Here is a 12811-nt window from a genome sequence, read left to right on the forward strand (position 1 = left end):
CTACTGGCGGTTTTTTTCTTTATCGCCGTTCCAAGGGTTTTCAACCCCCAGCGTATCGGCGGCAAAGGCTTCGCGCTCACCTAATGGGCGCTCTTCGCCAATAGTGGTGTCTTTATAGGTCTGACGCTCCATTTCACTGTTCACTTCTGCACCCAGCAGTACCACAAACGCAGACAGCCAAAACCACATCATCAGTACAACCACGGCGCCCAATGACCCATAAAGCTCACTGAAGCTTGAAAAGTAGCGGACATAAAGTGAAAGCCCGCCTGACCCAAGTAACCATAAAGTGGTCGCCAGCAGCGTGCCATAGCTTAACCAGCGCCATTGTGCGGCACGCCGATAAGGCGCAAACCGGTACAGCAGGGCAATTAAAAAGCTCATGATGATCAACAAGGCAGGCCAACGCAGCCACTTAAATACTTGATCGAAAGGATCATCCACCGCTAAGGCATCGACCAACACAGGCACAATCGCAATAAAGCCAAGCGATACCAGCGTCATGCCAATCAGGCCAAACGTCAGTAGCACCAACACAACACCGCGAAGAAAGAAGTTACGCCGCTCCTTTTCGCCATAAACCACATTCAGCCCTACCACAAGCACTCCCACGCTTTTGGAAGCGATATACATGGCGACCAACAGCCCTAAAAGCACCGCCATTACGTTGCCAGATTCGGCACTCTCAACCACTGTCTGGGTTTGCTGATCAATAAGGCTTGCCGCATCCGGGGGCATAAAACGGCTTAGTTCATAAAGCTGCCGCCCTGCTTCCACCGGATCAAACAGCAATCCCCACAGCGATATTACCGCTGCAATGGTAGGAAATAGTGCCAGCAAAGCGTAAAACGCGACACCAGCCGCCAACATGGTAAGGCGGTCACGCTTAGCGGCGCGCAACACCCGCCATACAACATCAAACCACCCATAACGTGGAATCTCATCGGGCTTTTTGGCACGTCTCCCTCGGTGGTTCTGTGAACTCTCGTGGCTCATGGCGACCCTTCCCAGATTAATAACAGTGCCAAAACAATGGCTAACGCCATCATCAAGCCGCTCGTATGGTGGCGCATCCAGCTTTCCATAGCCGTTAGTTGAGTTAAGCGCGCCATCATCCGCTTTTCAATGGCCAGAGCAATACCCACAGACGCTGCTTTAACATCGCCACACCACTGCCCAGCAGAGCGAACCCCTACCAAGGCATTTTGAACGAGCCACGCATAAGGCCACCATAAGTCGCCGGCAGGCAGGGGGCGTATACGCCAATGGCGCGTTAACCACCATCCCGCCCACGTTAACACGATGCCTACGGGCAGTGGCCACATCAGGCTAAACCACTCTTTCAACGGGGGGATTTCCACACTCCCTTGAGGGAGCGGTAGCCATATCGGCGTCACAAGAGCGGCCGTTAATGCAGCAAGCCAGCCACCCCACTGACCAGGATGGCTGCCACCGGTGCTGCGCTGCTGCCACTGCCGCCAGAGACTGACACTCACCAACGCAGAGGTGCCAATTGCCGCCCAGGTTAACAGCGCGACCAGTTGCTCATGATGCATCTCATACAGCGCGCTTTTGACGCCCCACTTGCTGACGAGCCCAGCGCCAAAGGCGCCGGTAAGCGACAAGGCAGGCAGCGCCAGCAGCACCCAGACAAGCGCCAACGGCCACCGAGGTAAATGCTCACTAACGCTGGTCCCCATAAATAGCGCGCCTTTGGCCAGCGCGTGGTGAGCCGCAAAGAGGACCACGCCCGGCAGCAACAAGGGCCACACCTCGGGCGCTGCCAATCCCATAGCGACCATGGCGGTCAGCATGCCCATTTGGCTGATGCTGGAGTAAGCTAATACGGCCTTGGGATGCCTCTGCCATACCCCATACAGCGCCGCGCCAAAGGCAGCGGCCAAACCAGCGATCACCATGATGTCGCCAAGCCGGGTGAGCGCACCGGAAAGCGAGGTTTCCCCCAGAGGTAATACGTAGATCCAGCCAAGCAGCCCGGCCTTGATCATCGCGCCGCTTAACACCGCGCTGGCCGGAGCGGGGGCCGCCGGGTGCGCAAGCGGTAGCCACACGTGTAAGCCGATAACGCCTGCCTTCACGCCCAGCCCAAGCCACAGTAAGCATGCCATTAAGGCGCCATACTCAGCCGTGGCGATCCCCTCACGTACGCCTGCCAGCAGTACGGTTTCCGCACTACCGGCCGCCCACAGCAAACCTCCAAGAATCAATCCTTCGCCGACCACCGCGAGAATCAAATAGGCCCTCGCCCCCAGTTTCGCATCCGGCGTACCGTTATGTACGACCAGGCCATAGGCGGCAAACGTCATCAGCGCAAAGCCCAGGTAAAAAGTGGCGATATCCTGGGCGATAATCAGAAGTACGTTACCGACAAACGTTAATGGCCATAACAGAGCCAGGCACAACAACCGGCGCTCAGCGGCACTGTCGCCCGCTTGGGCGCTGGCCTGCTCCTTGGCAAAGTATCCACGCGCATGAATCGCTGCAAAACACCAAAGCAGCGCGGTGAAAGCAAGCCAAGGGCGGCTCAGTGCGTTAAGCGACCAGTGCCCACCCAGCATCCAGGCATCTATCACCCACTGGGCTTCCCCTATATACGCCAACAGTAGCGCCGGCCATGCCGCACTGAGCCAGCCCCACGAGAAGTAGCGGCGCTGAGCAGCGGGTGTACGATAAGCCTTCCATACGCCCATCAACGACACGCAGACCGGCCAGCAAAGTGTTATCACCAAGAGTAGCGTTATCATTGCAGGTACTCCCCCTCGGCTACACGCGTTGCCCAATCCAGTGGGCTAAACGGCAACCCGGCAAGTGCGCCAGCAGCGATACTGAGAACGGCAGTAAACACCGCAGGCCAGAGCAGCCAACCGTGAGTTTCCAAACGCCCAAGACGCTGATCTTTTGGCCAGCTCCCATTGCCATGGGCAGGCCCAACACGAAACCAAAGACGATGCACGATCGGCAGAAAATAGAGGGCATTTAGCGCACTGCTTGACACCAGCACGGCGACAACCCAATACATGTCGGCCTGAATGGCGCCAATTCCCAAATACCATTTAGTGATAAATCCGGCCACAGGCGGTAGACCAATCATGCCAAAGGCGCCCACTGTAAAGGCCAAGCTGGTGAGCGGCATACGCTTACCCGCTCCATCCATCTCATCAATGCGGTGGATGCCCAGCTCTTCTGCATAAATACCCGCACAGAAAAATAGCGTTACCTTCATGATCCCTTGGTGCAGTAGGTGAGCAAGCGCGCCAATGGTGCCAAAAGGACCCACCAGGCTAACCCCAAGCACGATATACGACACTTGGCTGATGGTTGAAAAGGCCAGTCGCGGCTTTAACTCCTGCTGCGCGATGGCGCGTATTGAGCCGTATATAATAGTGATCGAGGCCGCCACTGCTAGCACCGTCGTAACCCCAAGCTCTACGCTTAGCTCAATGCCATACAAGTCGTAAATAATTCGCAAAATGCCAAAGGCACCGGCTTTTACCACCGCGACTGCGTGCAATAGTGCGCTTACCGGTGCCGGTGCGACCATGGCCCTGGGCAGCCAGCCATGCAGCGGCACCATGGCAGCCTTAACGGCAAACCCACCCACCAGAAGCGCAAATATAAACGTTAGCAGGCTGCGGTGGTCTACTAAGTAGCCTTCTAGACCGCGCTCGGAGGCGAACGAATGGTCGCTCGTTAAACTATATAAAAGCACCGTACCCAACAGCAGTACTACGCCTGCGGTCAGGGTGTAACGTAGATAAATTCGCCCAGCATTTAAGGCTTTATCAGTGCCCGAATGGACCACCAACGGATAGGTGGACAGCGTCAGCATTTCGTAGAAAATCAGAAAGGTAAACAAGTTACCGGCCAGCGCAATACCCAGCGTACTGGCAACACATAAGCTGAAAAACCCAAAAAAGCGCTTACGGTTCGCGGTTCCTTCCAGATAACCAATGGCGTAAATCGTAGTGCATAGCCATAAGAGCGACGAGAGCCCGGCAAACATGACGCCCAACGCGTCAGCACGCAGTACAAAGTCGATATTACCGACCACCTGAAAGCTGAACACGGCCTCCTCGCCACGTGCTACGAGCGTTACCATTAGCGCCACCAGGCTGATTTTGATGACAGCCGCCAGCAGGTTGATACTGGTACGCATCCGCCTGGATGCTTCAGGCAGTATAAAAATAATCACTACGGCCAGTAGCGATGCAGCCAACGCAGTCAAGGGTAGCCAAGCGATATTCATGCGTGATCTCCATGAAGAAGCTCAAGCGGAAAGTGCGCTAAAAGCCCTAACGCTAACGCCGCCATGGCTAAGCAAAGCGCAACCGCATCCATACCCGGAGCAAGAGGCTGAAAACGGTGGCGCGGGGCCTCCTCCAGGAACGAATAGCGGAAAAAGCGAAAAATATAGGCGGCGGTTAACAGTGTACCTATAAGCAATACTGCCACTGCCAGCCACTGGTGGGAGAGCACCATGGCTTGCAGGAGCAGCCATTTAGCCGTAAAGCCCGCACTTGGTGGCAGCCCCATTAAAGTTACCGACGCAATTCCAAAAACCAACAGTGAAAGCGGTAGGCGGCGGCTGGTGCCAGCAAGCCCCTTTAGGGTCGTTTCACCGGTGGCCATTATCAAATTACCGGCGGCTAAAAACATCGCGGCTTTCGCTAGCGCATGGCCTATTAACTGCAACCAGAACCCTTCCCACGCCAGCGCCTTTACCACTGATGCTACATTGGGGCCTAGCAATAAGGGGAACACCACCATCAAGTAGCCCAACTGCGCCACGGTTGATGAAGCCACCACTGTTTTGAGCGTTTCAGCACGCCAGGCAATTAAGCCACCCCATATAATGGCCAACATGCCCAGCCAAGCGATTAATCGCGGCGCCCAAAAGGTGTCCGGTAATAAAAGACTCCACAGCTGAAGCAGCACGAATAGCGATGCTTTAACCACCAGCCCAGCATGCAATACGCTCACAGGCGTCCAGGCGCTGGAATGCACCGGAGAAAGCCAAGCATGAAGCGGAAAGAGAGCAGCTTTCAAGGCAAGCCCCGCCCCTATTAGCGCCGCTGCGATCCAGACAATCGGCCCTGGCTCAATAACCTGCGCAAGCCCGACCAAATCAAGCCGCCCCCAAGTGCCCAACAGCAGCGCGACGCCCAGTAAATAGGCAAGCGACCCCACCAGCGTAAGCAACAGATACCGCATACCGGCCAACAACGCCGCGGCCTTACCTGAAAGCAGCAGCATGCCTACCGCAGCCAACCCCATGGCCTCCAGCGCAAGGTAGAGCGTGATCAAGTCAGTGGCCAGCCAAATCAACGAAAGCGCGCTGACCATAACGCCCATCAACGGCCATATCCAACGGGCCAACGGTTCGGGTGCCGAAAGCCGCAGCGAGCCTGGGGTATAAAGCGCCGCTGCCGCTGCCAGCCACTGCGTTAACAGTAACATCAGCACGCTTACCCCGTTTAAGCGCAGCGCAACATTAATTCCCCAGGTTTCCCAGCCCCAGTGCAGTAGCCCTACTTGCTGGTAGTCGATCAATAACGATAGCCCGGCGGCCAATACAGGAACGCATGCCAACGCGATAGGCCACATTCGCTTAGGTGGCCAGAGTGCGGCTAGCCCACCGAAAACAAGCGGCAAACACACGGCGGCAGCCAATGCCCAATGGCTAGTTAAAAGCGGCTCGAATGTACTGTCTGTCAGGCCAAATCGCTCTATCATTTAGCCTTCTCCTCACGCCCGTCATCCTCTAACAGGGCCTCTTGCCCTTCAAGCTGGTAAAGCTTTCGGATCACTAATGCCCCCAGCAGTGATCCGAGCCAGGCGATCACCAGGCCCACTATAACCAGCGCCTGCCCTTGGGGAATTGCGCCTGCGACCCCGGCCAAGAGCAGAAACACACCCGACCCCAGTACGTTAAAGGCAAGCAAACGGCGCAATAAGTGGCGCTGCCAGGCAAAAGCGCCCATTGCTGTGGCCACCACCGCCACTCCGGCCAACACCAGAGGGTGCTTTGCAGGCGAGTAAGCCATTTCAGGTAGCACAAGGAAAATGGCAACTCCGACCATCAAACACCAGGCAAGCGCTAACACAATGCGCGTGACTCTATGCGTTAGTGGCGGCTCAAAATGATCGTAACGGGGTAATTTAGAAGCGCTTGAGGGAAAGATACCTAACGCGTAAAAAAAGCAGGCGACGGTTAATACCGTGCCCAATAGCCCTTCGACAGCCGCTAACCAGGGCATCCCCAGGGTTAGCCAGGCAAGCGCCATTGTGAGCGTAAAGGCAAAAAAGGCGCGACACGCACGCACCAAATGGCGGTCAAATAGGCAAATCAGCGCTGCTATCAAAAGACACAGCGCTAATACAGCCTCGATGAGGTCGACAGACGAGATTACTGCCATTGCTATCCTTGCAGCGGCTTATAGACAAATTACTTTGCCTATCTTTTGATCACTTGTCGATGTAAGGATTACTTCAGAAGAGTGCTCAACCACTGACCAATATCGCCCACTTGCTGAGGGCAAAGTGCGTGAGCCATAGGATACTGGCGATAGTTGGCGGTGTAGCCTTGGGCTTTTAAGCGCTCAAACCCAGCCCGTCCCAAACTCTCTGCCACGATAGGGTCCATATTACCATGATGCACCTCAATCGGAATTGCCTTGTTGGCATCACTCAATTCGATACTGTCTGCCGTGGCAAAGTAGGTCGACATTGCCAGCAACCCACCTAACGGCAACGGAAAAGATAACGCCGCCTGATAAGCCACCGCGCCCCCCTGAGAGAACCCTGCCACGATAATCCGCTGGCTATCGATACCGTGATCAATCTGTTCCTGTATCAGCGCCTGAATACGCTTGGCAGAGCATTTCAGCTGTACTTCATCAACACGGCGCCCGAGGTCCATCGCCAGAATGTCGTACCAGGCGGGCATCACCATGCCGCCGTTAACGGTCACCGGCAGCCGTGGCGCGTGCGGCATAATAAACCGTACGTGGGCATCTTCAGGAAGGTTAAGCGCGGGCACCAGAGGCTCGAAGTCATGCCCATCGGCACCTAAGCCATGAATGATAAACACACAGGCATCGGCAGGTTGACCGTTTTTCGGTTCAATAATCAGTTCGCCTGGGTCCGTCATGATATTTATCCTTACTTAATTGAAAAAGCACGCGATTAGGGCGCTTGAACGCTTAGCGCAAGCGGCGATGAAACATTAACAGACCCTAACGTAAACCGGCATTCACAGCGAGTGATTACGCTTAAAAGGGCCACACATGAGGAATCAATATGAGTGCGATGGCCCCGGTTAGCACGTTTAGGCCACCGCCTACGCGCATAAAATCACTAATACGATAACCGCCGGGGCCATACACCATTAAGTTGGTTTGATAGCCAATAGGCGTTAAAAAGCTGGCCGAAGCAGCAAACATTATTGCAATCACGTAAGGCATTGAGCTTACGCCAAGGCTCTCGGCGGCGGCCATGACGACCGGAAAAATGATCACCGCCGCACCGTTATTAGTGACAAGCTCGGTTAGTAGCGCCACAACACAGTACGTACCTATCAAGAGCAGCCAAGGGTTACTGCCTACGACATGCAGTATGCCACCGGCAATCGCATCTGCGGCGCCCGAACTCTGCAGCGCAGCCCCCACACCAAACGAGGCAGCAATCGTCAAAAGCACTTGGCTATCCAGCCCGCGCCGGGCAGCTTCAACCGAACAGCAGCCGCTTAACAGCGCCAGTGCAGCGCCCAGCATCGCGGCATTTAACATGCTCAAAACGCCGAATGCAGCCAGCAATACTGCCCCCAGCAGAATCCCCCAGGCGAGCGGCGCTTTTTCATGAACAGGCCGCGCAGAGCCGTTTAGCTCACTGATCAAGAGAAAGTCTTTTGACTGACGGTGGCGTTCAATAAATGGAGGACGCGCTTCCAGTAGCAGCACATCAGCGGGCTGCAGGCGTACCTGCCCCAGATTGCCGGTGACACGCTCACCGCCTCGGCAGATAGCCAGTACGGCCGCACCATAAAGCGTCCTAAAGCGGCCGTCTCGAATGCGCTGGCCAATGAACTGGCACTGGTTCGACACTACGGCTTCGACCAAGCGGCGCTCTTTGAACTCTTTTTCCAGGCTGGAGGTATGATCATGCGAGGGTATTAATCCACGAATTTGCTGTAGTTCGACAGCGGCATCGCTGGTGCCCACAAACACCAACCGGTCGCCACCCTTTAACTGCTCACCAGGCCCCACAACACTCACAACGTTACCGTCACGCTCGATCTCAACCAGAAACAGCTCTTGCAAGTGGCGCAGCCCGGCCTCCTCCACCGTTCGATTAACCAGAACGCCTTCCCGATCAATCTCCATCTCAATGGTAAATTCACGCGGGTTAGCGAACGCATTGGCCAACCCCTCGCGAGCAGGTAACAGGCGCGGCCCAAGAATCACCAGATAGGCAAGTCCTACCACGGCGACCGGCACACCCACCCAGGCAAGGTCAAACAGGCCCATGGTCACATTGGGATAACGCTCCGTCAGCAGCCCATACACCACCAGGTTGGTGCTGCTGCCAAACAAGGTAATCGTACCGCCAAGAATGGAGGCGAAGCTTAACGGCATCAGCAGCCGCTGAGGGGAGCGTCGCAGCCGCCGACTCCAGCTCATAACCGCCGGTATATAGGTAGCCACTACAGGGGTGTTATTTAAAAAAGCACTTAAAGAGGCCACCGGTAACAGTAACCGCACCAAAGCCCCCCGCTCAGTTTTAGGGCGCCCCAATACATAGCGAATAATAAGATCGATACCGCCCGTTTCACGGATGCTAGCCACCAGCACGTACATAAAAGCGACCGTAAACAGCCCACTGTTGGAAAAGCCGCTTAACGCCTGAGCTGGCTCAATAACACCCAGGGTCATCAGTACAATGACAGCGCCAAGCAAAATGATGTCGGGCCCTAACCTCGAGACGGTCATTAGCGGGAAGATGGTGGCAACCACCGCTATCGCAATCCATGCATCCAGTGTCATAACGCGACATTCCTAACAAAAAGTAATGCGCTATTGTGACCTCAACCACATATTCTAAAAAGTTATTTTTAGAAACATTTAAATACCAAAATAGAATAAGAAAATTCACACACAAAAACCCCCGCTCGTGAGCGTAATGCTGTTCGGTTAAGGTTTGCCGATGACCGAACAGCATTACCGCTTCGGCGGGGTCTTCCTATCTCAAGCCCTTGAGAATAAATAAGCGCCCTAGTAGGCAGTAGGCGATATATCCATGGTGCCACTGGAATCGATCGAAATACGGTATCGCGTTTCTTCATTCTCTCGCGCCAAGAATTCAGCCTCCTTCAGCCCTCCGCCGTAAGCGCCCCCTGAAAGGCATGCAGTCGATCACTGGGGACGCGCTTAGCGGCATCTGACGATATGGGCGTTCTAATCAATCTTAGCTTTCAAAGGAAAGGCGGCGCTAGCTTGTTGGAATCAAGCTTTACTCCCAAATTGGGAGGCGCTACAATATCCCATATTGGGAGATGGCATGAGAGTCATAGCAAAGCGTACGCTGAAAGAGTTTTGGGAGCAGGGCTATGGCGATGCCGAAACCCCGCTGACCGAGTGGTATAACATGATGCTAAAGGCATCTTGGGAAACACCACAGCAACTAAAGGCTGATATTAGAACAGCAAGCATCCTGAAAGGTGGGCGCGCTGTTTTCAATATCGGTGGCAATAAGTACCGGGTAATCCTATCCATTCGTTATGAGCAGCAAATTGCCTGGGTTCGATTCGTCGGCACCCATGCTCAGTACGATAAAGTTGATGCGGAGACAATATGATGAACATTCAGCCCATCCGTAATGATAGCGACCTTGATCGCGCTTTCGCTCGCCTAGAAGAGCTTTGGAGTGCCGCGCCGGACTCTCCTGAAGCCGATGAAATTGAAGTGCTTTCCATCCTTATTGAGAAGTACGAGGATAAGCACTATCCCATTGGCCCGTCCGACCCCATCGAAGCTATCAAATTTCGCATGGAGCAACAGGGACTAACGCAGCGCGACCTTGAGGCTTATATCGGTCCTAGTGGCCGCGTCTCTGAGGTATTGAATCGTAAGCGCAAGCTAAGCCTGGGCATGATAAAAAGACTTCATGACGGCCTGAAAATCCCTTACGACAGCCTTATGAATCAGGTCGCCTAACCAGCAGACCCCGCTTCAGCGGGGTTGAATCCTTCCTGCCCATCAAAAGAATCTAACCGCAATGTCTGCTGTATCTGATTTGCTCGGTAGTGGCACCTGTGACGCTTTCTAGCTGGGAAGTGGATAGCAAAAAGCCTTGGCGCTAGGCTCGTAATGCTGTTCACTTAAGCGGCGCCGCCTTGCGATTTACTGGATAGCGGGTTTTGGATATTTTTACCGTCCTCGGCCTTGATGGTCGAGGACGGTCATCCAGAAAGGTGAAGAGCAGACTCTATCCATTCGACAGGGATATGCTGGGCAAAGGTGCTGAGGCCAGTGAAGGAATGTAGCTCATCAATATCGAGCAATGTCTGTTGAATAGGCACAAAAAAATCCGGTATCCAATGAAGAATACCGGATTTTCTTAGAGCCTTCGGTCATCGTTAACCGAACGGCATTACGCTCACGAGCGTTTTTTCAGCTTACTAACGCTTGGCGCTAGCAGCAAACATCAAACGCTGAGAATTAACCCAGAACTTTGATGTTGGAAGCCTGAAGGCCTTTCTTACCCTGAGTGACGTCGAAGGAAACCTTCTGGCCGTCTTGCAGAGTTTTGAAACCGTCAGCTTGAATTTCAGAGAAATGCGCGAACAGGTCGTCGCCATTGTCGTCCGGAGAAATGAAGCCGAAACCTTTAGTGTCGTTAAACCACTTAACGGTACCAGTTGCCATGATCGAAATCCTCGATGTAGCTTAATGTAAAGCCGGGAAATACCCGAATTGCAGTGGGTAGAACAAGAAACTTTCACCAGACTCACGCTTAGGCGTTCGATACTGCTGACAACGTTCGACTTGCTAACCAACTGCGTTTAAGAATGCGCCTAACCAGGTCGCACGTCAACACTATGCTTAAAAAAAAAGTTAATGCAACACATTTTCCTCTAAAATCCATTTAGCCGCTTTTTCTGCAATCATTAACGTGGGCGAGTTTGTATTACCGCTGGTGATGGTGGGCATTATCCCCGCATCCGCAATGCGTAACCCCTTGACGCCCAGCACTCGTAATTTAGCATCCACAACGGCCATCGGATCATCAGCACAACCCATCCGTGTTGTGCCTACGGGATGAAAAATGGTGGTACCTATGTCGCCTGCCAAGCGCGTTAGCTCGTCATCACTTTGATACTCAAGCCCCGGTTTAACCTCCTCGGGAGCATATTTGGAAAAAGCCGCTTGCGCTGCAATGTGCCGAGTAACGCGCAGTGAATCAGCGGCCACCTTTCGATCCTCGTGGGTACTTAAATAGTTGGGCGAAATAGCCGGAGCATCAGCTGGATTGGAGCTTTTCAGGCGGACTGTTCCGCGACTGCTCGGATTTAAGTTGCATACGCTGGCGGTAATGGCCGGATAAGGATGTAGCGGCTGCCCAAATGCCTCAAGGCTTAATGGCTGAACGTGGTACTGAATATTAGCGTGCTCATACTCGTTAGAGCTGCGCGTAAAGGCGCCAAGTTGTGAAGGTGCCATGCTCATGGGGCCGGTGCGCTTGCACAGATACTCCCAGCCAATGCCTGCTTTACCCAGCAAAGTGCCTGCTACCGCATTGAGCGTTTTTGCATTGGTGACACGATACACTGAACGGATCTGAAGATGATCTTGCAGGTTCTCGCCTACACCCGGCAGGTCATGCACTACCTCAATGGCGTGCTCTTCAAGATGCGCTTTAGGCCCAATACCCGATAGCTGCAAAAGGTGCGGCGAGCCAATGGCACCGGCACACAAAATTACTTCTTTGCTGGCGCGGGCGTTCAGGTTTTTCCCGCGCTGGGTAACGTCTACTCCGTTACAGAGTGGACTGCCCTGACCATCTTCAAAGCAGAGCCGATTCACCTGGGTAGAGTGCCAAAGCGTCAGGTTGTTACGTTTAAGCGCGGGGCGTAAAAACGCCTTGGCGGTGTTCCAGCGCCAGCCATTACGCTGGTTGACTTCAAAGTAAGCAACACCTTCATTATTGCCACGGTTAAAATCCTCGGTGCGGGGAATACCGGCCTGCACGGCCGCCTCGGCGAAGTCGTCCAACACTTCCCACTTCAAGCGCTGCTTTTCAACCCGCCACTCACCGCTATCGCCGTGAAACTCGCGCTGCTCGGCATCCGCATCGCCTCCTTCATCCAGCCGGTAGTGGCTTTCATGCTGCATAAAGTCCGGCAGGCAGTTCTCCCACCGCCAAGCATCATCACCCACGACCTCAGCCCAGTGGTTGTAGTCGCGCGCCTGGCCGCGCATATAAATCATGCCGTTGATACTCGAACAGCCGCCCAGGGTTTTACCCCGCGGGTAAATCAGCGAACGGCCGTTCAAGCCTTGTTCTGGCTCGGTGCGAAACAGCCAATCGGTGCGCGGGTTATTAATGCAGTACAGATACCCCACCGGAATATGGATCCAGTGATAGTTATCGCGCCCACCCGCTTCGATTAGAAGCACCCGATTATTCGGATCGGCGCTTAACCGGTTGGCCATCAGGCAGCCTGCGGTGCCTGCACCTATCACAATGTAGTCAAATGCCAAGGTTTGTTGTTGTGTCATTTGCCTTGCTCCGC

11 protein-coding genes are annotated in these 12811 nt (G+C 54.2%); 2 read left to right on the forward strand and 9 right to left on the reverse strand.

Going from position 1 to position 12811, the window contains the following annotated elements; genetic code table 11:
- The 7 genes from INT20_RS08470 to INT20_RS08500 form a co-directional block, all read right to left on the reverse strand.
- Positions 1-996 (reverse strand): YihY/virulence factor BrkB family protein, encoded by a 996-nt coding sequence (locus INT20_RS08470; RefSeq protein WP_172117273.1) that lies wholly within the window; start codon positions 994-996, stop codon positions 1-3.
- Complete coding sequence (locus tag INT20_RS08475; RefSeq protein WP_193054528.1) at positions 993-2765, reverse strand: proton-conducting transporter transmembrane domain-containing protein; 1773 nt, start codon at positions 2763-2765, stop codon at positions 993-995. Before INT20_RS08475 ends, INT20_RS08470 begins: the two co-directional genes overlap by 4 nt.
- Positions 2762-4267: a complex I subunit 5 family protein gene (locus INT20_RS08480; protein WP_193054527.1), complete on the reverse strand. Its 1506-nt coding sequence runs from the start codon at positions 4265-4267 to the stop codon at positions 2762-2764. Before INT20_RS08480 ends, INT20_RS08475 begins: the two co-directional genes overlap by 4 nt.
- On the reverse strand, positions 4264-5754 hold the full coding sequence (locus INT20_RS08485; protein WP_193054526.1) for a complex I subunit 5 family protein: 1491 nt from the start codon (positions 5752-5754) through the stop codon (positions 4264-4266). Before INT20_RS08485 ends, INT20_RS08480 begins: the two co-directional genes overlap by 4 nt.
- Positions 5751-6437, reverse strand: a complete 687-nt coding sequence (locus INT20_RS08490; protein ID WP_193054525.1) for an NADH-quinone oxidoreductase subunit K — start codon at positions 6435-6437, stop codon at positions 5751-5753. Before INT20_RS08490 ends, INT20_RS08485 begins: the two co-directional genes overlap by 4 nt.
- Positions 6438-6505: 68 nt before the next feature.
- Entirely contained in the window at positions 6506-7171 is a 666-nt protein-coding gene (locus INT20_RS08495; protein ID WP_172117278.1) for an alpha/beta hydrolase, read from the reverse strand.
- A gap of 121 nt (positions 7172-7292) precedes the next feature.
- Positions 7293-9062 carry an SLC13 family permease gene (locus INT20_RS08500; RefSeq protein ID WP_172117279.1) on the reverse strand — a complete coding sequence of 590 codons (1770 nt, stop codon included), beginning with the start codon at positions 9060-9062 and terminating at the stop codon, positions 7293-7295.
- A gap of 514 nt (positions 9063-9576) precedes the next feature.
- Here INT20_RS08500 and INT20_RS08505 point away from each other — a divergent pair.
- Positions 9577-9873 carry a type II toxin-antitoxin system HigB family toxin gene (locus tag INT20_RS08505; protein ID WP_193054524.1) on the forward strand — a complete coding sequence of 99 codons (297 nt, stop codon included), beginning with the start codon at positions 9577-9579 and terminating at the stop codon, positions 9871-9873.
- Complete coding sequence (locus tag INT20_RS08510) at positions 9870-10232, forward strand: helix-turn-helix domain-containing protein (RefSeq protein WP_226912098.1); 363 nt, start codon at positions 9870-9872, stop codon at positions 10230-10232. The genes INT20_RS08505 and INT20_RS08510 overlap by 4 nt, the downstream gene beginning before the upstream one ends.
- 504 nt (positions 10233-10736) lie before the next feature.
- On the opposite strand, the gene INT20_RS08515 is transcribed toward INT20_RS08510, so the two are convergent.
- The gene (locus INT20_RS08515) at positions 10737-10943 is read right to left on the reverse strand and encodes a cold-shock protein (RefSeq protein WP_054641278.1); all 207 of its coding nucleotides are present in this window, start codon (positions 10941-10943) and stop codon (positions 10737-10739) included.
- Between the two features lie 189 nt (positions 10944-11132).
- A complete protein-coding gene (locus tag INT20_RS08520) occupies positions 11133-12797 on the reverse strand; it encodes a GMC family oxidoreductase (protein ID WP_193054523.1) in 1665 nt (554 codons plus the stop codon).
- Positions 12798-12811: the final 14 nt, after the last annotated feature.

The organism is Halomonas citrativorans (genome assembly GCF_014898005.1).
GTDB lineage: Bacteria > Pseudomonadota > Gammaproteobacteria > Pseudomonadales > Halomonadaceae > Vreelandella > Vreelandella citrativorans.